Annotated in this window: 20 protein-coding genes and 1 pseudogene; 8 read left to right on the forward strand and 13 right to left on the reverse strand. The window is 69.7% G+C overall.

Features of this window, described 5'->3' with window-relative positions; all coding sequences use genetic code 11:
• Window positions 1-19 precede the first annotated feature (19 nt).
• The 6 genes from ABLE53_RS08155 to ABLE53_RS08180 form a co-directional block, all read right to left on the reverse strand.
• Window positions 20-865: a substrate-binding periplasmic protein gene (locus ABLE53_RS08155; RefSeq protein WP_348858295.1), complete on the reverse strand. Its 846-nt coding sequence runs from the start codon at window positions 863-865 to the stop codon at window positions 20-22.
• A gap of 35 nt (window positions 866-900) precedes the next feature.
• Entirely contained in the window at window positions 901-1578 is a 678-nt protein-coding gene (locus ABLE53_RS08160) for an amino acid ABC transporter permease (RefSeq protein ID WP_348858296.1), read from the reverse strand.
• Window positions 1575-2219, reverse strand: a complete 645-nt coding sequence (locus tag ABLE53_RS08165) for an amino acid ABC transporter permease (RefSeq protein ID WP_348858297.1) — start codon at window positions 2217-2219, stop codon at window positions 1575-1577. The genes ABLE53_RS08160 and ABLE53_RS08165 overlap by 4 nt, the downstream gene beginning before the upstream one ends.
• Window positions 2216-2977, reverse strand: a complete 762-nt coding sequence (locus tag ABLE53_RS08170) for an amino acid ABC transporter ATP-binding protein (protein WP_348858298.1) — start codon at window positions 2975-2977, stop codon at window positions 2216-2218. The genes ABLE53_RS08165 and ABLE53_RS08170 overlap by 4 nt, the downstream gene beginning before the upstream one ends.
• A 91-nt stretch (window positions 2978-3068) precedes the next feature.
• A complete protein-coding gene (locus ABLE53_RS08175; RefSeq protein WP_348858299.1) occupies window positions 3069-4061 on the reverse strand; it encodes an ornithine cyclodeaminase family protein in 993 nt (330 codons plus the stop codon).
• Between the two features lie 54 nt (window positions 4062-4115).
• Complete coding sequence (locus ABLE53_RS08180) at window positions 4116-6011, reverse strand: S53 family peptidase (RefSeq protein ID WP_348858300.1); 1896 nt, start codon at window positions 6009-6011, stop codon at window positions 4116-4118.
• Window positions 6012-6217: 206 nt separating this feature from the next.
• On the opposite strand from ABLE53_RS08180, the pseudogene ABLE53_RS24795 reads away from it, so the two are divergent.
• From ABLE53_RS24795 to ABLE53_RS08190, 3 genes and pseudogenes are all read left to right on the forward strand, one after another.
• Window positions 6218-6409 (forward strand): annotated as a pseudogene (locus tag ABLE53_RS24795) (FAD-dependent oxidoreductase); the annotation flags it as partial.
• 64 nt (window positions 6410-6473) lie between these two features.
• Window positions 6474-7340, forward strand: a complete 867-nt coding sequence (locus tag ABLE53_RS08185) for an FAD-dependent monooxygenase (protein ID WP_348858301.1) — start codon at window positions 6474-6476, stop codon at window positions 7338-7340.
• A gap of 28 nt (window positions 7341-7368) precedes the next feature.
• Window positions 7369-7818 (forward strand): MarR family winged helix-turn-helix transcriptional regulator, encoded by a 450-nt coding sequence (locus ABLE53_RS08190; RefSeq protein ID WP_348858302.1) that lies wholly within the window; start codon window positions 7369-7371, stop codon window positions 7816-7818.
• On the opposite strand, the gene ABLE53_RS08195 is transcribed toward ABLE53_RS08190, so the two are convergent.
• A complete protein-coding gene (locus tag ABLE53_RS08195) occupies window positions 7788-8297 on the reverse strand; it encodes a MarR family winged helix-turn-helix transcriptional regulator (RefSeq protein ID WP_348858304.1) in 510 nt (169 codons plus the stop codon). The two genes, ABLE53_RS08190 and ABLE53_RS08195, sit on opposite strands and share 31 nt — an antisense overlap.
• 108 nt (window positions 8298-8405) lie before the next feature.
• On the opposite strand from ABLE53_RS08195, the gene ABLE53_RS08200 reads away from it, so the two are divergent.
• On the forward strand, window positions 8406-9740 hold the full coding sequence (locus tag ABLE53_RS08200) for a hypothetical protein (RefSeq protein WP_348858305.1): 1335 nt from the start codon (window positions 8406-8408) through the stop codon (window positions 9738-9740).
• A gap of 15 nt (window positions 9741-9755) precedes the next feature.
• Here ABLE53_RS08200 and ABLE53_RS08205 read toward each other — a convergent pair whose 3' ends face one another.
• Genes ABLE53_RS08205 through ABLE53_RS08230 form a run of 6 tightly spaced genes read right to left on the reverse strand, consistent with a single transcriptional unit; the run spans window position 9756 to window position 15282 of the window.
• Window positions 9756-10937 carry a DUF3500 domain-containing protein gene (locus tag ABLE53_RS08205; protein ID WP_348858306.1) on the reverse strand — a complete coding sequence of 394 codons (1182 nt, stop codon included), beginning with the start codon at window positions 10935-10937 and terminating at the stop codon, window positions 9756-9758.
• Window positions 10934-12247: an aldehyde dehydrogenase family protein gene (locus ABLE53_RS08210; protein WP_348858307.1), complete on the reverse strand. Its 1314-nt coding sequence runs from the start codon at window positions 12245-12247 to the stop codon at window positions 10934-10936. The genes ABLE53_RS08205 and ABLE53_RS08210 overlap by 4 nt, the downstream gene beginning before the upstream one ends.
• Before the next feature lie 8 nt (window positions 12248-12255).
• Entirely contained in the window at window positions 12256-12651 is a 396-nt protein-coding gene (locus tag ABLE53_RS08215; RefSeq protein ID WP_348858308.1) for a RidA family protein, read from the reverse strand.
• Entirely contained in the window at window positions 12648-13511 is an 864-nt protein-coding gene (locus ABLE53_RS08220) for a fumarylacetoacetate hydrolase family protein (RefSeq protein WP_348858309.1), read from the reverse strand. Before ABLE53_RS08220 ends, ABLE53_RS08215 begins: the two co-directional genes overlap by 4 nt.
• Entirely contained in the window at window positions 13508-13984 is a 477-nt protein-coding gene (locus tag ABLE53_RS08225) for a nuclear transport factor 2 family protein (protein ID WP_348858310.1), read from the reverse strand. The genes ABLE53_RS08220 and ABLE53_RS08225 overlap by 4 nt, the downstream gene beginning before the upstream one ends.
• Before the next feature lie 8 nt (window positions 13985-13992).
• Window positions 13993-15282 carry an FAD-dependent monooxygenase gene (locus ABLE53_RS08230; RefSeq protein WP_348858311.1) on the reverse strand — a complete coding sequence of 430 codons (1290 nt, stop codon included), beginning with the start codon at window positions 15280-15282 and terminating at the stop codon, window positions 13993-13995.
• Window positions 15283-15609: 327 nt separating this feature from the next.
• Between ABLE53_RS08230 and ABLE53_RS08235 the strand changes: the two genes are divergently transcribed.
• The 4 genes from ABLE53_RS08235 to ABLE53_RS08250 all read left to right on the forward strand — a co-directional run bounded on the left by ABLE53_RS08235 (window position 15610) and on the right by ABLE53_RS08250 (window position 20567).
• On the forward strand, window positions 15610-16638 hold the full coding sequence (locus ABLE53_RS08235) for an ABC transporter permease (RefSeq protein WP_348858312.1): 1029 nt from the start codon (window positions 15610-15612) through the stop codon (window positions 16636-16638).
• Between the two features lie 76 nt (window positions 16639-16714).
• A complete protein-coding gene (locus tag ABLE53_RS08240) occupies window positions 16715-17881 on the forward strand; it encodes a sugar ABC transporter substrate-binding protein (RefSeq protein WP_348858313.1) in 1167 nt (388 codons plus the stop codon).
• Window positions 17878-19482, forward strand: coding sequence for a sugar ABC transporter ATP-binding protein (locus ABLE53_RS08245; protein WP_348858314.1), 1605 nt, complete (start codon window positions 17878-17880; stop codon window positions 19480-19482). The genes ABLE53_RS08240 and ABLE53_RS08245 overlap by 4 nt, the downstream gene beginning before the upstream one ends.
• Window positions 19483-19517: 35 nt before the next feature.
• Window positions 19518-20567, forward strand: a complete 1050-nt coding sequence (locus tag ABLE53_RS08250) for an amidohydrolase family protein (protein ID WP_348858315.1) — start codon at window positions 19518-19520, stop codon at window positions 20565-20567.
• Window positions 20568-20574: the final 7 nt, after the last annotated feature.

The following is a 20574-nucleotide window of genomic DNA, read 5'->3' on the forward strand; positions in this document are numbered from 1 at the left end:
TCCTCCTCCGGGCTGCCCGTCAGCCGATGAGCCGGGGAGCGCCCGGCTCGGCGGCGGACTCGTCGAGTCCGTTCTCCTTCATGATCTTCGCCAGTTCACCACTGTCGCGCAGGTCGGCGATGTCCTCGTTGAGCGCGTCGAGCAGCGCGGTCTCGGACTTCATCGTCGGGAAGGTCGACTGGGCGCCCTGCAGCGACGCCTTGACCGGGTCGAACTTCTCGGCGACCTCGACCTTGTACTTCCCGTCGTACTTGTCGGTGTTGTAGACGCCCGACCCGAAGCTGTCCACGGCGATGTCGAGGCGGCCGGTCGTGAGGTCCTGGTAGAGGTTGAGCGGCGAGCTGTAGACCTTGAGGTCGCCGAGGTACTTCTTCAGGTCGTCGACCCAGAGGAAGCCGTCGACGGTGCCGACCGACTTGCCCTTCATGTCCGGGATCGAGCTCACGCCGTCCTCGGAGATGATCCCCATCTGGTCGGTGTAGATCGGGTCTGTGAGGCTGACGATCGCGGCCCGCTCCTTGGTGCGGTACCAGTCGCCGAAGGCGATGTCGGCCTGGCCGTTCTGCACCATCGGGATCGCGGCCGCCGCCTGGACGCTCTTGACCGTGACGGTGAGGCACTCCTTCTTCGCGATCGCCTTGATGATGTCGCCGTCGACGTCGGTGATCTCGTCGCCCTCGATCTTGCTGAAGGGCGGCAGGTCGTAGCCGGCCGCCGTGAGGGTGCCGTCCTTGAGCGTCGTGACGTCGCTGTGGGCGGGCTTGCAGTCCGCCGACACCGTCGAGGTCGAGGACGACCCGCAGGCGGTCAGGGTCGCGGCCGTCAGCAGGCCCACCGGGACGAGGGTGGCGATGCGCTTCAACATGGGTCTCTCCTTGCGGGTGGGTGGGTCCGGACGGGTCAGAGGTGACGGGACAGCCGGCGCTCGGCCCGCTCGGTGAGCAGTCCGGCGGGGATGGTGATGACGGCGTACATCAGCCCGGCGAGCACGAGCACCGGGAGGTACTTGAAGCTCGAGGAGCCCCAGGAGTACGCCTGCGCGAGGAGCTCGGGGAGCGCGATCGTGTAGGCCAGCGAGGAGGCCTGGAAGATCAGGATCGCGAACCCCATCAGCGCCGGGATCGCGACCCGCAGCCCCTGCGGCACGACGATGAACCGCAGGGTGTCCGTCCGGGACAGGTTGAGCGCCGTCGCCGCCTCGACCTCGCCCTGCGGGACGGCGTTGAGGCCGCCGCGGATGATCTCGGAGGTGTAGGCCGCCGTGGTGAGCCCCAGTCCGAGGCCGGCCGCCCAGAACGAGCTGAGCACGACGCCCGCGGTCGGGAGGCCGAAGTAGAGGAGCTGCAGCATCACCAGCGCGGGCATGCCGCGGCCGATCTCGACGAGCAGCACCGCGAGCCAGCGGACCACGCGGGCGCGGGCACCGTTCGCGATCGCGAGCAGCAGCCCGAGCGGCAGGCCGATCACCAGCGCGATCAGGGTCACCTTGATGCTGACCCAGAGTCCGGGCAGAAGGTCGGGGAACGCGTCGGCCCAGTCGTCGACGAACGTCAGGGGGGCGATCGCCGGGATGCTCATCGCGCCACCCGCCTGCGCAGCACCCCGCCGAGGGACCGGGCACCCCACGCGCACAGCACCGACAGCACGATGTAGAGCAGCCCGGCGGCGACGTACGGCCCGATCGCGTCGGAGCGGGTGCGGGCGACGTCGTTGGTCCAGTACATAACCTCCTGGACGCCGACGGTGAAGGCGATCGAGGAGTCCTTGAGGAGCCCGATGCCGTACGTCGCGGCGGCCGGGATCGAGATCCGAGCGATCTGCGGGCCGACGATCCGGGCCATCGTGTCGAGGCGGGTCATCCCGAGCGCGGTGGAGGCCTCGAACTGTCCGGCGTGGATCGCGGCGAGGCCGCCGCGGTAGATCTCGGCGAGGTACGCCGAGGAGATCAGGCCGAGGCCGAGGACCACCGGGAGCGTGACGTCGTCATACTGGATGTAGGCGCCCAGCCCGAAGATGACGATGAAGAGCCACACGATGATCGGGATGCCGCGCAGCAGGTCGATGACCAGCCGCGCCAGGGTCCGGACCGGCCAGATCCTCGACTGGCGCAGCACGGCCAGCGGGATGCCGCCCACGATGCCGAGGCCGAGACCCGCGAAGGTCAGGAGCAGGGTCATGGGCACGCCCTGCAGGATCGTGGTGACGTAGTCCAGGCTCATCGGTCGAGCACCGCGCGCAGGAACTGCCGGGTCCGCTCGTGGGCCGGCTCGGCGAAGATCCTCTCCGGGTGTCCCTGCTCGATGATGCCGCCGTCGGCCATCACCAGCAGGTGGTCGGAGACGTCCCGGGCGAACTGCATCTCGTGGGTGACGACGACCATCGTCATGCCCTCGTCGGCGAGCTCGCGCATCACGGTCAGCACCTCGAGCCCGAGCTCGGGGTCCAGTGCGCTGGTCGGCTCGTCGAAGAGCATCACCTCGGGGTCGAGTGCGAGGGCCCGGGCGATCGCGATCCGCTGCTGCTGCCCGCCGGAGCAGCGCGCGGGGTACTGGGTGGCCTTCTCGGCCAGGCCCACCCGGGTGAGCAGCTCCATCGCGCGGGCCTCCGCCTCCACCTTCGACCGTCCCAGCACGCGCTGCTGCGGCAGGGTGATGTTGCGCAGCACGGTGAGGTGCGGGAACAGGTTGAAGCTCTGGAAGACCATCCCGACCTTGCGGCGCAGCCTCGCGAGGTCCTTCGCGCGCACGGACCGGCCGGTGTCGACCGTGGTGCCGGCGACGGTGATCGCGCCGGCGTCCGGGGTCTCGAGCAGGTTGATGCAGCGCAGCATCGTGCTCTTGCCGGCGCCGCTCGGGCCGATGACCGCGGCGACCTCGCCCTGCTGCACCTGGAGGTCCACGCTGTCGAGGACCACGTGGTCGCCGTACTGCTTGCGCAGGTGCCAGACGTCGACCACTGCCTTGGGCTCGGGACTCACGGTTCTCCTGACGGTGCGGGCTCGGGGGCTCCACCGTCGGGCGACCGCGTAACCGGGCCTTTTCGCGGCCGTAAAACCTTGAAGTCCGCCGTCAGCCGCTCAGGTCGATGACGCGGGCGTCGCCGCTCCCGCGCGCGAGGTCGAGGAGTACGCCGGCGGCGGCCGCGTCCTGGGCGCCGATGCCGACCGAGTTGTAGAGCACGATCTCCTCCGCCGAGCCGCGTCCCGGGCGGGCACCGACGAGCACCTCGCCGAGGGTGGCGACCGCGTCCCGTTCGAGCGTGCCCTCGCGCAGCGCCTGTGCGACCGGGCCGGCGTGCTCCTCGGCGGTCTCGAGATCGTCGACCACGACCGCGCCTGCGGTGGTGAGGAGGTCCTGGGCGTACTCGTGCCGGTCCGGCGCGAAGGAGCCGACGCTGATCACCGTCGTCCCCGGCGCGCACCACGCCGTCTCGATCACCGGGGTCGTGCTCGTCGTGCACAGCGTCACGAGGTCGGCTCCGCGGACGGCGGCCTCGGCCGATCCCGCCGCGACGACCGTGGTGTCGAGCTCGGCGGTCAGCGCCGCGGCCGCCTCCTCCCGCCGTCGCGTGTCGCGGCCCCACACCCTGATCTCGTCCAGCGCGTGGGTGCGCGTGATCGCGCGGGCGTGTGCGAGACCCTGGACCCCGGTGCCGAGGACCGCGAGCGTGCGGGCCCGGGGTGCGAGAGCCTCAGCCGCGACGGCCGACGCCGCCGCCGTACGGATCTCGGTCACGCTCGTCCCGTCCATCAGCGCTGCCGGCATGCCGGTGGCCGGGTCGAGCACGAGCACCGCCGCATTCACCACCGGCAGCCCGGCCGCCGCGTTGCCCGGGTTGACGCTGCCGAACTTGCTCACCGCCGGAGCGTCCGGCCGCAGCCGGGCGGCGTAGCAGAACGCCATCGACTCCTCGGCCCCCTCCACCAGCAGCCGCGCCGGCAGCACCGCCTCGCCCGACCCGAGCGCCCGGAAGCACGCGCGCTGGGACTCGATCGCGGCGTCCAGGGTCAGCAGGCGGCGTACGTCGCGCTCGGTGAGCACGACCAGGGGAGAGCTGCTCATCGGGGTCCTCCGGGGTCGCGGGAGCCCCGAGGGTATCGATACCGAACAGCCCCGTCAGCGGATCCTGGCGCTGCGCGGCGAGGCGAACGAGCGGGTGACCAGGCCGGGGCCGGAGGCGGTCACCGTGAACGAGACGCGCTGGTTCCTCCAGGCGCTGCGCAGCAGCAGGGTGCGGCCGGTGACCCCCCTGACGCGCGTGCCGCCGGCGTACCAGACGTAGCTCAGGTGCGGGTGGACGACGGCGCCCCGGGTCGTGTCCTCCCGGAACAGGCCGACGGTGGCCGTGACCCGCGTGCCGCGCCTGGCCTGGCCGGTGACCACGATCCTGCCGGCGCGGACGATCCGGTGGACCACGACCTTCCAGTGGAAGGTCGTCGAGCCCGTCCTGTACGTCGGCGTCGCGCCGCCCACGGCGCGAGCCGTGATCGTCGCGGTGCCTGACCCCGTCCGGGTCGGGGTGCCGGTGACGTAGCCGCCGAGGACCCGCATCCCGGCCGGCAGGCCGGTGGCCGAGTAGGTGACTCCGGTGACCGGTGCGCGGCCGGTGTAGGAGATGTTCCACCGCGTGGCCCGGCCCTTGGTCGCTGTCACGGTGCCCGGGTTGCGAGGGCTCAGGGTCACCGGTGCGACCGCCTTCGTGCTCGTCCTGAGGCCCTCGACGCCGAGCGGGCTGCCCAGTCCGGTCGGGCCGTCCCAGCCCGTCTTCGCGGTGCACAGCAGCTTCCCGCTCGGGCAGCCCGTGGTCGCGCCCGACGTGACGTCGCGGAACCGCGAAGGGGCGATGAGGTAGTTGCCGTAGATCGAGCCGGCGTTCGTGTGGTTGCCCGCGATCGCGTACATCGCGGCGATCGCCGGGGCGGCCGCGGAGGTTCCGCCGATCAGCGACCACTCGCCGTGCACCCGGACCAAGGGCCCGGTGTTCGGGTCGGCCAGCGCGGAGACGTCGCTCTGGGCTCGCCTGCCGCAGGCCTTGGTGAGCGCGGCGATCAACGTCTGGCCCGAGGGCTGCGCCTCGTACTTCGAGCAGCCGGACCCGGTGCCCGTCCATGCGGTCATGGTGAAGTCGCTGGCGGTGCCGTTGGTGGCCGTCCGCTTCACGGTCGTGCCGCCCGCCGCGATGACGCCCTTGCCCGCCGCGGGCCACATCGTCCCGGCCGAGTAGCCCGAGTCGCCGGTCGCGGCGACGTAGGTGACGTTCGGCTCGCTCAGGTAGGCAGTGTCGTAGTCCGTCTCTCCGGTGCCCTCCGCGCCGCCCCACGACATGGAGACGTACTGGGCGCCCAGGTTCGTCGCGGTCCGCACCGCCGTACCGAGGTCGTCGGCGGAATCCGAGTCCGCGTCGACCAGCAGGATGTGGCAGGTCGGGCAGATCGCGGAGACCATCTGGAGGTCGAGGGCGATCTCTCCGTCCCAGGTGGTCTTCTCGCTCGGCAGGTTGGAGGTCGAGCCATGCTGGTTGACCTCCTTGAGGCATCCGCTCGCCTTCGTGCAGGCAGGGAGCTTGAAGTACGAGCGGTAGTAGGCCAGGTCGGAGACCGCGCGGGGGTCGTGGCCGACGTCGACGATGGCGACGGTCGGGTTGCCGGTGAACGACGGCAGGTCGTACATCGCCTGCAGGTCGGCCGGGGTGTAGTACCCGGAGACGGGCGTGGAGGCCGGCTCGCTCGCGTCGGAGTCCTCGGTGTCGGTGTCCTCGGCAGCGTCGAGGGACCGCAGGCGGGCGACTGCCGCCGTCTTGGTCGTGACCACCGTCGTAGCGCGGGCGAAGCAGGACATCCGGCCGGGCGCGGTGTTCCGAGGGCATACCTGGTCGGGGGAGAGGACCGTCCCCGTCGTGGTCACGTCGTCAGCACTCGCCGAGCCGGTCGTCGTCGCGAGCACGGTCAGGCCGACGACCAGACTCGCGAGCACCGCGATGGCGCGGGCCACGGGCCGACGTCGAGAGGTCACCCCAGCATGATCGGGCAGGTCGGGTGCCCTTCGCAGCACAACGACGAAGCTGGCCCGTCGGGCCGTCTCGAAGCCACCACGTCACATCAGAAATCGCACGCGATCCCGTTGACGACCATATATATGTCTTCATATCCTTTTGGTGTGGCACGCGCCACATCGCATGCCGTTCAGCCGCGAGATCGCGGCAAGGAGGAGAGGTCCCCATGAGTCGTGGCTCGGTTCTTGTCGTGGGAGGCGGGATCGGTGGTCTGTCGGCCGCCATCGCGCTGCAGCAGAAGGGGTACGAGACCACGGTCGTCGAGCGGCACTCGGACGTGCACTCGTCGGTCTACGGCGTGGGGATCATCCAGCCGATGAACGCCCTGCGCGCGCTCGACATGATCGGCTGCGCCCAGGACTGCATCGCCGGCCAAGCGCTGGGGCGGTCTGTACTCGACCGACGGGAGGTTCATCAAGGAGATGCCGGGCACGCCGGTCCCCGGCGTCGACCTACCGCCGATGAACGGTCTCACCCGGCCCAGGCTGCACGAGATCCTCACCGGCCACGCCCTCGGCGCGGGCGTGACCATCCGCTACTCGCTGACGTTCAGCGAGCTCAAGGATGACGGAGCGGGCGTCGACGTCACCTTCACCGACGGGAGCACGGGCCGGTTCGACCTCGTCGTCGGCGCCGACGGCGTCTACTCCAAGGTCCGCGGCTACGTCGTCGAGAGCGACGTCGAGCCCTACTACATCGGCCAGTCGGCCTACCGCGTCAACATCCCGCTCCTGCCCGAGATCGACAGCATCATCCTGCAGGCGAGTGAGGCCGGTATGGCCGGCCTGGTGCCCATCGGCAAGGACCTCGCGTACCTCTTCTACAACGCCCAGATGGAGAGGCAGGCGCCCGACTCCGGCATGGACAGTGCGGAGAGGCTGCGTGACCACCTCGCGCCCTTCGGCGGCTTCATGGGCCGCATCCGCGACGAGTTCATCACCGACGAGTGCGACATCGTGCTCCGGCCCGAGGAGTCCCTCATCGTCGACGCGCCGTGGCACAAGGGCCGCATCGTGCTGATGGGCGACGCCGTCCACGCCATCACGCCGCACCTGGGTCAGGGCGCGGCGCAGGCGATCGAGGACGGTGTCGTGCTCGCCGACGTCCTCGGCAAGCACGACGAGCTCGAGGCCGCCTTCGCGGAGTACACCGATCGTCGCTTCGAGCGATGCAGGCTCGTCGTCGACACCTCGCTCGACATCGCGGAGTGGGAGATGGGGCGCAAGCCGGGCTACGACAACGTCGCAGCCACCGACCGCGTCCTCGAGGTCATGGCGCAGCCGCTGTGATCGTGTCGATGGTCGCTACGATCCGCCGGTGAGCGAGCTCCGGCGACGACGTGAGTTGGCCGAGGTCCTGCGCGAGCTCGGATGGACCGTCCACCGGCGGGCCCCCGAGCGCGCGGGCGTCGGCCCCATCCCGACCACCGAGCTGGCCCTGCTCAAGCAGATCGTCGACGCCCCTGGATCGACCATCGGGGAGCTCGCCCAGGCGCTGGGACTGCGCCAACCCAATGTGAGCGCGGCGATCCGGGTGCTCGTCGACCGCGGGCTGGTGACCAAGGAGACGAGCCCCGCGGACCGGCGGATCACGCTCGTACGTGCGACCGCCGAGGGGGAAGCGGAGCACGAGGCCATCGCCGCCGGCTGGTCGCGACCGATCGAGGAGGCGTACGCCGCCCTCGGCGAGGAGCACCAGCGCGCTCTCGCCGACGCGACAGAAGCCCTCGAGGCTCTCTACGACCTCCTGCGGCTGCCGCGGTCCTGACGGGCGGGCCGGACCGGCCAGGCGGGGACGACGGGCACGTCCGGCCCGTCGATGGGCTCGGTGATCCGGCGCAGGAGGCCGATCAACGAGGCGATCTCCTCTTCCGAGAGGTCGCCGGCGACGCTCGCGTTGGTCCGTCTCATGGCCTCTCGGCCTGTCGTCGTCCCGTCCCGGCCGGCCTCGGTCAGCTCGTAGAGCACGACTCGCCGGTGCACCGGGTGCGTACGACGTCGCACCCAGCCGAGCTTCTCGAGGCGGTTGAGGGCGGTCCCGACGCTCTGCGGTGCGATGTGGAAGCCTCGCGAAAGGTCTGCCGCGGACAGCGGCCCGATCTGGTCGAGGTGCACCGCCAGCCCGAGCTGGGTCGCTGTGACGCCCAGATGGTCCAGCGACTCCTGGACGTGACGGTGGACCGCGTTCTGTGCCCGCCACAACACGTGGGTGAGCTCGTCGTCCCATGACCTCGCGGCGTCTTCCACGGGAGCATTCTCTCCGAGCCCTTGTTAACAGACAACTTCTATGTTGACATACATCTGTCATCATGGACGGCTCGCGCAGAGGCGATGCCGGAACGAGAGGAACGGGCCATGGCACGACCCAGCTTGCAGGACGGCATCGAGAAGGCCGGTTCGGCCGTCGCACTCCGGTGGACCGACCAGCCGCGACCCTGGAGCCCCCCGGTGATCGCCCCGGAGTACTCGGGATGGCGCAAGGAGCAGGCCGCCTGGCGCGACGGGGTCGCCCTCATGGACTTGTCGTACCACATGTGGGACACCTTCGTCTCCGGCCCGGACGCGTCGCGCATGCTCGCTGAGCTGACCGCCAACAACTACGAGAGCTTCGCCGTCAACCAGGCCAAGCAGCTCGTGGTGGTCAATGAGAGCGGCTACCTGGTGGGCGACGGGATCCTGTTGCGCCGTGGCGAGCAGGACTATGTGATCACGGGCCGCCCGACGGCGCAGAACTGGCTCACCTACCACGCCCAGCAGGGCGGCTACGACGTCGAGCTCTCCAGCGACCCCGACTGCTCCCGCGATCCCGACCACATCCCGCCCTTCTTCCGGTACCAGATCCAGGGCCCTCTCGCGCAGCAGCTGATCGAGAGCGCGTTCGGCGGCCCGCTGCCCGAGACGAAGTTCTTCCACGCGACGAACGTCACGCTGGCGGGGAGGACGTTCCGCGCACTGCGGCACGGCATGGCCGGTCAGCCCGGCTACGAGTTCATCGGCGACCACGCCGACCAGGCGCCGGTCAAGGAGGCGCTGATGAAGGCCGGGGAGCAGTTCGGCCTCGAGCTGGTCGGATCTCTGGCCTACCCGACCGCCCAGGCCGAGGGCGGCTGGGTGCCGGCCCCGATACCGGCGATCTACGAGGACACCTCCGACCAGAAGGGCTACCGCTCGTGGCTGCCGCTGCACACTCCGGACGGGATGCAGCCGCTCAACGGCAGCTGGTACTCGCCGACCATCGCCGACTACTACGTCACGCCTTATGAGCTCGACTACGGACGCTCGGTCTCGTTCAACCACGACTTCCTCGGCCGCGACGCACTGCGCGCGCTGAAGGACTCAGAGCGTCGCCACAAGGTGACCCTCGTGATGGATGCGGCCGACGTGGCTGAGGCCCTCGGGCCGGACCACGGAGTCGTCAACACGCTCGCGAAGCAGCGGGTCGAGCTCGGCGGCGCGCTCGTGGGCAATACCGAGTACACCGCCTTCAATGCCCCGTACGGCACGATGCTGAGCCTCGCGCTGGTCGCCGAGAACGCGTCGAAGCCCGGCACGGAGGTCACCGTGGTGTGGGGCAACCACCCGGGCGGCGACGTCGCGCCCGATGCCGACCTCGGGTTCCCGCGTCTGCGGGCGACGGTCCAGCCGTGCCCGTACAACGAGTTCGCCCGGGCCGGCTACCGGCAGGACTGACGAGCCGCGGCATGCTCAGTGCTTCTCGTAGACCTGCGGGGCGTACCACGACTCGGTGACCAGCGGGGCGTCCTCGGTGGGCCGGTTGGAGACCAGGCGGCGCTGCAGATGCTCGCCGTTCGGGCCGTGCTGGGCGTAGTGGTCGAGCAGCAGGTCGTGGCCGAGGTCGTTGTCGAGGTCGCGCCAGACCGTGTGGACGTGCTGTCCGGCGGCGACGGCGTTGTCCGCCTCGACGAGCAGGCCGGAGGTCGAGATGCGGAAGTAGTGGGCGGTGTTCGCCTCGGTGCCCCCGGCCCACGCGAAGCGGAGCCTGGCCGGGTCCTCGGCCAGCACCTGCGCCCGGTACTGTCCCGCGATCTCGTCGGGGCCCGTCTCGATGAAGTAGAGGAGCAGGTCGCGCACGGCCTGCAGCTGCGCGCCGGTGAGGTCGGCGCCGCTGATGCCTGAGGGGTCGGCCTTGACGAAGCGGAGCAGCTCCCGGTCCTTGTCGGTCGTCTCGTAGCCCACGATGCCGAGGTCGACGTTGTCCGGCCACTCCTCCGCGCCGACGTACGGCACCTGCCGGGTCGCGAAGTCGGCGGGGGCGACGTCGTGGATGACCGCCTGCGCGCGGGCGTCGGCGGAGAGGGAGTGGAGGATGTCGAGGGCGCGCTCCTCGTTCTCGCCCAGTGCGTTGAGTACGCCGGCGGGCACCGGCTGCGCGCCCATCGCCAGCGGCGTCACGGTGAGGTAGCGCTGCGCCACGATCGTGTAGTTCACCGACAGGTGGTGACCGATGACGCGCCAGCCCCAGGTGTCCTCGAAGCCGGGCCGTCCGAAGAAGCTGAACCAGTACGCCTCGGGGTCGCGGAAGTCCCCGGCCAGGACGCCGAATCCGCGCTCGATGGCCTCGAGCTCCCGCAGCATCGCCTCGGTGGCCATGACCGTGAGCGCCTGGCTGTAGCCGCGCATGCTCAGCCCCGACTTGAGCAGCGCGTGGGCCAGCACCTTCTGGTGCCGGTCGAGCGCGTGCATCGGGATCCCCGCCCGGTCCGGCTTGGGGATGAAGTCCCAGTCGACGCGGCGCGGGTCGGCCATGTCGGGGCTGAAGGCCTGCGCCTTCAGGTCGGGGCGGAGGGAGTCGAGCAGCGCCCACGTGGCGAAGAGCATCCGCTTGATCGTCTGGGGCGCCTCGTACGTCATCGTCGGCTCGGTCATGGATTGCTCCTCAGGCGAAGGGTTCGGGGGTGAGGGTGTACTTGGTCTGGAGGTACTCGTGGATGCCCTCGTCCCCGCCCTCGCGGCCGAGCCCGGACTGCTTCCAGCCGCCGAAGGGGGCCGCGGCGTTCGAGATCACGCCGACGTTGAGACCCATCATCCCGGTCTCGAGCCGCTCCTCCATGCGCTGGCCGCGGGCGGCGGACTCGGTGAAGACATAGGAGACGAGGCCGTACCGGCCCGAAGATCTCCTCCCTCAGCAGGTCTGAGCCGGGGCGTACGTCGGAGAGCACCGTCGCCGGATAGAAGCTGCCCGGGCCGTCGGGTGGCCTGCCGCCGGTACGCAGAGTGGCGCCCCTCGCGACGGCGTCCTGCACCAGGGCATCGGCCTTCGCGACCGCCTTGTCGTCGATCAGCGGGCCGATCACGACCCCTTCCTCGGTGCCGCGGCCGGTCTTCAACGCCTCGACCCGTACGGTGACCCGCTCGGCGAACTCCTCGGCCACGTCGCGGTGCACGAGGAAGCGATTGGCCGCGGTGCAGGCCTGCCCCACGTTGCGGAACTTGGCGAGCATCGCGCCGTCCACGGCGCGATCCAGGTCGGCGTCCTCGAACATCAGGAACGGCGCGTTGCCGCCGAGCTCCATCGAGGCGCGCAGCACGTTGTCCGCGGCCTGCTTGAGCAGCCGCTGGCCGACCGCCGTGGAGCCGGTGAAGGAGAGCTTGCGCAGCCGCGGGTCGGTGATGATCGGCTCGGTGACCTCACCCGGCCGGCTGGTGGTGACGACGTTGACCACGCCCGGCGGGAGGCCCGCCTCCTCCAGGATCCTCACGAGGAAGGAGGTGGTCAGCGGAGTCGGCGCGGCCGGCTTGATGACGACCGTGCAGCCCGCGGCCAGCGCCGGAGCGATCTTGCGGGTCGCCATCGCCAGCGGGAAGTTCCACGGGGTGATCAGGTAGCACGGGCCCACCGGGTGGTGGGTCACCGTCATCCGGCCGGTGCCCTCCGGGGTGGCCCCGTAGCGGCCCTGGACGTGCGCGGCGACCTCGGCGAACCAGCGGACGAACTCCCCGCCGTACGCCACCTCGGCGCGCCCACGCGCGGGGGTGCGCGCCCACGCCGGGAAGGCGTCGCAGGCGGCGTCGAGCGCCGCCACCCCGTCCTCCGGCGATGCGCTGGCGACGGTCCTGATCACCGCTCCGGTCGCCGGGTCGAGGACGTCGAGCGTGGCACCGTCGGAGGCGGCCCGCCACCGGCCGCCGACGTACAGGCCGTCGGGGACGGAGGAGAGCAGCTCGGACTCGTTCATGGGCTCTTTCACGGCAGATCGGTGGAGAGGACGGCGAGCAGGTCGCAGTGGATGAGTGCGCCGCCGTCCAGCCGGGCGGCGACGGCCTGGCGGGCCGGGCGGCTCCCCGCGTCGGGGAACATCGCGGTCCACTCCCGGTTGAGTGCGTCGCGGTCGCGCGGGTCGGCGAGGTGGAACGTCATCTTCAGGATGTCGTCGGTGGTCCCACCCGCGGCCTGGAGCAGCGCGCGGACGTGCCGGAAGACGTTCGCGCACTGCTCGTCGAGCCGCTCCGGCATCTCCTGCGTCTCGGGATCGCGGCCGGTGAGTGCACCGGAGGCGAGGATGGGGCCGATCCGGCTGGCAGCAGGGATCGGGTTGGCATGCCGGAAGCCGGGTACGTCGATGCTGACGCGAGGTGTCATGAGCCGCTCGGCCCGGGCTCCGCGACGACGCGGTTCTCGATCGCCCCCAGGCCTTCGATCTCGGCGCGGACGACGTCACCGACCTTCAGGAAGTTGCCGGTGGGAGCGCCGATGCCCGACGGCGTACCCGTGGCGAGGATGTCGCCCGGCATCAGCGTGAACACCTGGGTGAGGTAGGCGATCTGCTCGTAGATGTCGTAGATCATGTCGCTGGTGGGCCAGTCCTGACGCACCTCGCCGTTCACGGTGAGCCGCATGGTGAGAGCGAGCGGGTCGTCGATCTCGTCGGCCGTCGTCAGCCACGGTCCGATGGGACCGTGGGTGTCGAAGGACTTGCCGAGGGTGAAGGTGGGCGAGCGCTTCTGCAGCCAATCGCGGACGGAGACGTCGTTGGCCACCAGGTAGCCGGCGATCACCGACCGGGCGTCCCTCGCGGAGACGTTCTTGCACCGCTGGCCGATGACCACGCCGAGCTCTATCTCGTAGTCGAGCTCGTCGGAGATGGCCGGCTTCACGATGTCGTCGTACGGACCGTTGATGCACGAGACCTGCTTGTTGAACCACATCTGGCTGGTCGGCACCGGGATGCCGGCCCGGCGCGCCTCCTCGGCGTGCTCCTTGTAGTTCATGCCGATGCCGAGGTACTTCTGCGGGTTGTCGATCGGCGCCTCGAGCACGACGTCGTCGAGCGCGTGGGTCTCACCATGCGCGCTGAGTATCTGCGGCTCGAGCGAGGGCAGGAACGGCAGGATCGCCCGGAGCGACCTGCCCACCTGACCCGAGATGTCGGTGATCTTGTCGCCGTCGACGCGGCCGAGCAGCGTGGGGCCGTCGCCGACGTGGAACCGGGCGATCTTCATGACTGTCCTTCCTCCTGCGCGATCTTCTCGAGGCTCGCCTGCTCGGAGGCGGTGGGCTTCCAGACGTGCTCCCCGTCCGGCGTCATCTGGAAGCTGATGAAGCGCCAGGCACCGTCCTCGCAGCGGCGCAGCACCTGGATGACCTGGCCGCTGAGGACGCGTTCGCTGCCGTCCGGGCTGCCGAGCCGGTTGGTGATCCGTCCGGTCACGACGGCGACGTCGCCGACCAGGCGGATGGTCAGCTCACCGCGCTTGATGTCGTGATAGGCCTGCCGGGTGCGGACGTGCTCCAGAAGCTGTGCCTTGTCGTGGGTGAGTCCGGGCGCGTGGGTGTGCACGATCGAGTCGTCGAACAGGTCGTCGAGCGTCTCCAGGTCGACGGCGAGCAGCGCCTTCTGGCGGCGTTCCTCCACCGCCAGGATCTCGGCCCGCGTCTTCTCGTCGGCGGGTACGACGGGAGCCACCTCAGCCATGGGAACGCCTACCCCTTCACCGAGGTCAGGGCGTGCTCGGTACGGAACCCGGTCGCCTCGCCGGCTTCGAAACCGGGTCGCGGCGAGCCGACGAGCGCGTGGTACTTGCTGAAGATCTCGTCGGCCTCCGCGAGCGGCAGCACCTCCTCGACGTCGTCGAAGGGCTTGCCGCCGGTGCGCTCCGCAACCATGCGGCGGATGACCTCGTAGCCCTCGCCGCGCATGTTCATGACGATTCGGTTGACGCCCTCGCGGCGGGCGGCGTCGTACGCCACGAACGCGGCGTGCGGGTCGTCCGGGTCCTCGACCAGCTTCTGCACGACGACGCGCGCGTCGAGCATCGCCTGGGTGATGCCGTTGCCGCCGCGCGGGTACATCGCGTGCGCAGCGTCGCCGAGGAGCACGACGCGGCCGTCGACCCAGTTGTCGAGCGGATCGTGACGGATCAGCGGGAAGAGGTAGACCTCGCGGGCGTTGCGCATCATCTCCTGCACGTCGAGGAAGGGAATCTTCACGGTGTCGAACAGCGGGATGACCTCGCTGATGTCGCCGGTCTGGTTCCAGTCCTCGATCGTCTCCTCGCCGTTCGTCTCGGCGACCCAGTTCACGAGCGTCTTGCCGGTGCCCTCGAAGTCGTCGGCGATGGGATAGACGATCATGGAGGCGATGTTGGGGTCCCCGATGTGCAGGATCGTGTGGCCGCCCCGGAAGGGCTCCATCAGCGTCGTGCCTCGCCACATGGTGATGCCGGAGAAGTGCGGCTCGGACATGTCGGGGAACATCTGGCGACGGATCGCCGACTTGATGCCGTCGGCGGCGATGACCGCGCCGTGCCGCACCTGCTCGGTGCGGCCGTCGGCGTGCGCGAGGTCGAGCGTGACGCCGGTGTCGTCCTGCGAGTAGCCGCTGACCTTCACGCCGAGCTGGATCGCGTCGGTCCCGAGGCGCTCGAGGGCCACCTTGTAGAAGAGCATCTGAAGCGTGCCGCGGTGGACGAACCGCTGCTCGTGCACGTAGCCCATGTGGACGCCGCACTTCTCGGCGTAGATCTCCTGGCCGAAGTGGTTGAAGAAGATCGAGTCCTCCGCGTCGACGGAGATCGCCCGGAACTCCTCGAGCAGGCCGAGGTCGTCGATCTCGGCGGTGCCGACCGTCTTGATGTCGACGCCGACGCCGAGTGGCTTGAGCTCGGGGACCGCCTCGTAGACGGTCGGCCGGATGCCCTGCTGGTGCAGCCGGAGCGCGGTGACGAGGCCCGCGGGGCCGGCGCCGATGATGGCGATGTCGAGGTCGGGCATGAGGAGTCCTTCGGTTCGGTTCAGGGGCGGCGTCGGCGGGGCCGATCGCGGGGGCGGAGCCTCGGCGCGGGGGCTCCTGACAGCCGACGAACGGGAGCGGAAGCACCATAGCCAGGATCGTGTACGATCTCAAGCACGATTTGACATGGCCGAAATTGGGACTTGCGTCACAACGGATTACGTATATCGTTTCGTACACGATCTCATCTCGTGACCGTCGTCACAACCCTCACGTGGATGGGAAAAGCAACCGCCGCAGCGCCGCCCCGGGGGGCGGAGCGCCCCACTCCAGTGCCGTCATGCACTCCAGACGGGAGACCACTTCGCATGTCCGAGACTTCGTCTGCCACGACGCAGGCTCCGCGCGACGTCGCGCCGGCTCAGCCCGAGCCCGCCCCCGCGCCACCGCAGGCTGGAGCGGGCTGGTTCGCTGCCCGCTTCGCAGTCATCGGCGTCTGGGTCCTCCTGGCCGTCCTCTTCGGCCTCCTGCGCCCGGACACCTTCCTGACCTCGGGCACGTTCAAGGTCATCTTCGGTGGCCAGCAGGCGCTCGTGTTCCTGACCGCGAGCCTGCTCTGCACGATCCTGGTCGGCGAGTTCGTGGACATGTCCGTCGCCTCGAACTTCGGCCTCGCGGCGACTCTCGTCACGATCCTCAACGTCAACCACACCTGGAACGTCTGGCTCGCGGCCGTGGTCGCCCTGCTGGCCTCCACGGCCGTCGGCGCGGTGAACGGCTGGCTGGTCGTGAAAGTCGGGGTCAACACCATCGTCGTGACGCTCGGGATGGGCACCTTCCTGCTCGGGATCGCGCTCTGGCTCGCGCACCTCATGCCGGTCAGTGGACTCCCGGACTCGTTCAAGCAGATCTCGCTCCAGCAGCTGTTCGGACTGCCGATCAGCTTCTACTACGGCCTGGCGCTCATGCTCGCGTTCGCCTATCTGCTCCACTACACGCCGCTCGGCCGCAACATGCGGTTCGTCGGCGAGAACCGCGAGGTGAGCCGGCTCGCCGGCGTACGCGTCACTCGGATACGCCTGGGCGCCTTCACCTTCGCCGGCCTGATCGCCGGCGTGGGTGGCGTGCTCGCGGCCGCGGCGACCGGCGGCTTCGACCCCAACAGCTCGCAGGCCTACCTGCTCCCGATCTTCGCCGCGACCTTCCTCGGGACGGCGATCCTCCAGCCCGGTCGGTTCAACCCGATCGGGACGCTGATCGCCGTCTACTTCCTCGCCACCGGCGTGCTCGGTCTGCAGCTTCTCGGTGCCACGTCGTGGGTCACGAGCGTCTTCTACGGCGGTGTCCTGGTGGTCGCGGTCACCATCTCGACCGTGCTGCGTGACCGATCGCGGTGACAAGGCGAGCCCCGTCCGCTCTCGGGACCTGCTTCACCATCGCTACGCCACTTTTCGAAACCGAAGGAGTTTTCTCATGACCACTGCAAGCCTCGCCCCTCGCCGGCGGCGTGCGCGCACCTGGGCGGCCGCTGGCGCCATCGCGGTCCTGGCGGCGTCGCTGTCCGCCTGCGGAAGCGGCTCGGACGCCTCGGACGGAGGGTCGGCCGGCGGTGACCCGAAGCTGTCCGCAGAGGTCGATGCCCTGACCAAGCCGCTGGACTCCTACCCGGTCCCGAGCGATCCGGTCAGCAACGTCAAGTCCCTGTCGGGCAAGACCGTCTTCTACATCCCCATCACGCTTCAGGCGCCTCAGTTCGCGGCCACCCAGGCATCGGTCACGGACGCCGCTCGCGCCGTCGGGCTGCACGTCGAGGTCTGCGACGGCAAGGGCACACCGACCGATGTCGACGCGTGCGTGTCCCGGGCGACGGACGCCAAGGCCGGCGCCATCATCACCGACGCCATCCCGTACGCACTGGCCTCCAACGCGTTCACCGCTGCGCAGAAGGCCGGCATCCCGGTCCTCATCAACAACCAGGTGCCCGACCCCGCACATCCCGCCTCGAAGACGCTCGAGTACATCGGTCAGGATGCGGGCTCGAGGATGGAGGAGGCGCTGGCCACGTGGGTCGCCCTCGACTCCGGCGGCAAGGCCCAGGTGCTGATCAACGAGAACAGCGACGGTCCGTCGCCGGCCGCCTTCGTCAGCGCCGGCCAGAAGGTGTACGCCAGCAAGTGCTCCGACTGCAAGACCACGATCAACAAGGTCTCGTCGGCCAACTTCTCGCTCGTTCCCTCGTCCACGGGCGCCGCGCTGATCAAGAATCCCAACATCAACTACGTCGAGGCGCAGTTCGAGCAGTTCCTCCAGCCGACCCAGACGGGGATCCAGCAGACGTCGCGGACCGGCATCAAGACGATCGCCGGTGCGGCTGCGCTCAGCAGCCTCAAGGCCGTCGCCTCGGGGTCGCTCGCCGCCGCCGTGGGCCAGGCCTCGACGTACCAGGCCTGGGTCGACGTCGACGCCGCGGTGCGCATGATGCTCGGCGAGAAGGTGCCGAGCTACACGATCCCGGTGCGGCTGTTCACGAAGGACGTCGTCCAGGACATGACGCTGACGGAGGCGGCGCAGAACTCGGGCGAGTGGTACGGGCCGAGCGACTTCACCGATGACTTCAAGAAGCTCTGGGGCGTTTCGTGACCGACGGAAGTGACGCGCGGGCGCGGGGCACGGACCTCGCCCCCGCGGCTCCCCGCCTCACGGTCGAGTCGGTCTCGATGACCTTCGGCAACGCACGGGTGCTGCGGGACGTCACGCTCGACGTGGCGCCCGGCGAGATCCATGCGCTGATCGGGCAGAACGGCAGCGGCAAGTCGACGCTCGCCAAGATCCTCACCGGGATCTACACGCCAGACCCCGGTAGTCGGGTCAGCGTCGACGGGACGCAGCTCAACCTTCCGATCCGTCCCGACGAGTCCCGGGCGGCCGGGGTCGCCGTCGTCCACCAGAGCCTGGGCCTGGTCCGCGACGCGACGGTCCTCGAGAACACCCGCCTCGGTCGGCTCAGCGGCTCGCGGTTCCTCCGCCGGATCGACTGGCGGCGGGAGCGGGAGGCGACCGAGGCCGTCTTCGAGCGCATGGGGCGGCGGATCCCGCTCGACGCCCGCGTCGCCGACCTGCGCGAGGACGAGCGGGCGGTCGTCGCGATCGCCCGGGCGCTCCAGGACCTGCCGGACGACGGTGGCCTCATCATCCTGGACGAGTCGACCCGTGCGCTCGGCCGCGAGTCGCTCGAGCGCTTCTTCGGGCTGCTCGACGGGATCGTCACCGCCGGCACGTCCGTACTCCTGATCACCCATCGTCTCGAGGAGGTCGTGGAGGCCGCCGACCGTGTCACGGTCCTCCGCGACGGCCTGATCGTCGAGGCCGGGCGCCCCGTCGAGGGGATGGACAAGACCGCGCTGGCGTCGCTGATGCTCGGTCGCAACGCCGACGACCTCGAGCACCGGACCGTCGCGACGAAGGCTCATGCCGGCGACCCGGTGCGGGTCCAGTCGCTCACCGGGTTGCGCGTCAAGGACGTCAGCCTCGACATCAGACCCGGGGAGGTCCTCGGCCTCACCGGTCTCGGCGGCTCGGGGTACGACGACGTGCCGTACCTCCTCAGCGGCGTCACGCCGGCCGAGTCGGGGACCGTCGTGCTTCCGCGCGGCAGCGTGACGATGCGGGGGCTCAACCCGGCCAAGGCGATCGCCGCCGGCATCGCGCTCGTCCCCGAGGGGCGCGAGTCCGCGGGCCTCGCCCTCGAGATGACGGTCACCGAGAACCTTGCGTTCCCGCAGTCGTGTACGTCGAGGCGGACTGTCGCGCCGCTGAGGATGACCGCGGAGAAGGAGCTCGCCTCGACGTGGATCGACCGGCTCGACGTACGCCCCAGGCTTCCGCACGCCCTCCTCAAGAACATGAGCGGCGGCAACCAGCAGAAGGTGCTGCTGGCCAAGTGGCTGGCCACCGATCCGAGCCTGCTGCTCCTGCACGAGCCCACCCAGGCGGTTGACGTCGGTGCGCGACACACGATCGTCGAGGCGGTGCGGAAGGCCGCGCACGAGGGCCGGGCCGTCGTCGTCGCCGGCTCCGACGAGAACGAGCTCGCGCTGCTGTGCGACCGCGTGCTCGTGTTCGCCGGCGGAGTGGTCCGCGACGAGCTCAGCGGCGAGCTCAGCCCGGCGAGGATCGTGGGCGCCATCTACACCAACGGCTCTCGAAGCCGCCTGCGGCCCCGCGTCGCCGCAGGTCGGTGACGACACCACCAACAACCAGAGAAGGACGTTTCCCCATGACCGTGGTCGACATCAACATCCACCACCTGCCCGAGGACCTGTTCACGAACGAGAAGATCCTCAACGGCTTCCTCAACAGCGCTCCCCGCGGGTTCGGCGAGATCGCCAGCGTGGGCCAGCTCGATGACGGGCGCCACCATCTGATCCTGGAGAAGCCGAAGGGCTACCAGAACCTCAACTACGTCGAGGGCGACTACAACGCCGAGGCCAAGCTCGCCGCCATGGACGAGGCGGGCGTCGACTACGGCATCATGCGCGTCCCGGTCTGGCAGGAGTGGCTCGACCTGGAGACCTGCAGGGAGGTCAACGACAACGCCGCCAAGATCGTCAAGGACTCCAACGGCCGGCTCTTCTCGACCGCGTGCGTGCCGCCGTGGGGTGGCAAGGAGAACATCTACGAGCTCGAGCGCTGCATCGGCGACCTCGGCGCGGTCGGTGTGCAGCTGGCGTGCCACTACGGGCAGCTCTATCTCGACGACCCGGTCTTCGAGCCGTACCTGAAGGTCATCGAGAAGCTGGGTGTCCCGGTCATCGTCCATCACACGCCGCTGCCGGTCGAGTGGAAGTCGGTCATCGACTACACGAACCTGCGCCGCGAGTTCGGCCGGATCGTCGACCAGGCCACCGCGGTCGGTCGCGAGCTGTTCTCCGGGATGTTCGACAAGATGCCGGGCCTCAGGTTCACCCACACGATGCTCGGCGGGAACTGGTTCGCCAACCAGGCGCTCCTCACCCCGCACGCCTCGAACAAGAAGGAGGCGATCACGCGCCTGCCCTCCGACGGCGCGGAGAAGATCCAGCAGTACCTGAGGGAGAACATCTTCTACGACCTCACCCACCCGCACTCGTGGGGCAAGGAGCAGGTCGAGACCGCGATCAAGGTGGGCGGCGCGGACCACTACATGTTCGGCTCCTCCTTCCCGGTCTTCTACGGCTGGATGAGCCAGGGCGTGGAGTTCATGCAGAAGACAGTCGAGCTCTCCGACGAGGACCGCGAGGCGGTGCTGTACGGCAACGCCAAGCGCATGTTCAACCTGCCGATCTGAGGTCCGC

The sequence above is a fragment of the Nocardioides asiaticus genome, from assembly GCF_040049175.1.
In the GTDB taxonomy this organism is placed as follows: Bacteria; Actinomycetota; Actinomycetes; order Propionibacteriales; family Nocardioidaceae; genus Nocardioides; species Nocardioides cheoyonin.

Excerpts from the sequence above, each read along its gene's own strand:
- ABLE53_RS08155 (WP_348858295.1), bottom strand. The coding sequence starts at position 865 with ATGTTGAAGCGCATCGCCACCCTCGTCCCGGTGGGCCTGCTGACGGCC.
- ABLE53_RS08160 (WP_348858296.1), bottom strand. The coding sequence starts at position 1,578 with ATGAGCATCCCGGCGATCGCCCCCCTGACGTTCGTCGACGACTGGGCC.
- ABLE53_RS08165 (WP_348858297.1), bottom strand. The coding sequence starts at position 2,219 with ATGAGCCTGGACTACGTCACCACGATCCTGCAGGGCGTGCCCATGACC.
- ABLE53_RS08175 (WP_348858299.1), bottom strand. The coding sequence starts at position 4,061 with ATGAGCAGCTCTCCCCTGGTCGTGCTCACCGAGCGCGACGTACGCCGC.
- ABLE53_RS08185 (WP_348858301.1), top strand. The coding sequence starts at position 6,474 with ATGCCGGGCACGCCGGTCCCCGGCGTCGACCTACCGCCGATGAACGGT.
- ABLE53_RS08200 (WP_348858305.1), top strand. The coding sequence starts at position 8,406 with ATGGCACGACCCAGCTTGCAGGACGGCATCGAGAAGGCCGGTTCGGCC.
- ABLE53_RS08205 (WP_348858306.1), bottom strand. The coding sequence starts at position 10,937 with ATGACCGAGCCGACGATGACGTACGAGGCGCCCCAGACGATCAAGCGG.
- ABLE53_RS08210 (WP_348858307.1), bottom strand. The coding sequence starts at position 12,247 with ATGAACGAGTCCGAGCTGCTCTCCTCCGTCCCCGACGGCCTGTACGTC.
- ABLE53_RS08215 (WP_348858308.1), bottom strand. The coding sequence starts at position 12,651 with ATGACACCTCGCGTCAGCATCGACGTACCCGGCTTCCGGCATGCCAAC.
- ABLE53_RS08220 (WP_348858309.1), bottom strand. The coding sequence starts at position 13,511 with ATGAAGATCGCCCGGTTCCACGTCGGCGACGGCCCCACGCTGCTCGGC.
- ABLE53_RS08225 (WP_348858310.1), bottom strand. The coding sequence starts at position 13,984 with ATGGCTGAGGTGGCTCCCGTCGTACCCGCCGACGAGAAGACGCGGGCC.
- ABLE53_RS08230 (WP_348858311.1), bottom strand. The coding sequence starts at position 15,282 with ATGCCCGACCTCGACATCGCCATCATCGGCGCCGGCCCCGCGGGCCTC.
- ABLE53_RS08235 (WP_348858312.1), top strand. The coding sequence starts at position 15,610 with ATGTCCGAGACTTCGTCTGCCACGACGCAGGCTCCGCGCGACGTCGCG.
- ABLE53_RS08240 (WP_348858313.1), top strand. The coding sequence starts at position 16,715 with ATGACCACTGCAAGCCTCGCCCCTCGCCGGCGGCGTGCGCGCACCTGG.
- ABLE53_RS08250 (WP_348858315.1), top strand. The coding sequence starts at position 19,518 with ATGACCGTGGTCGACATCAACATCCACCACCTGCCCGAGGACCTGTTC.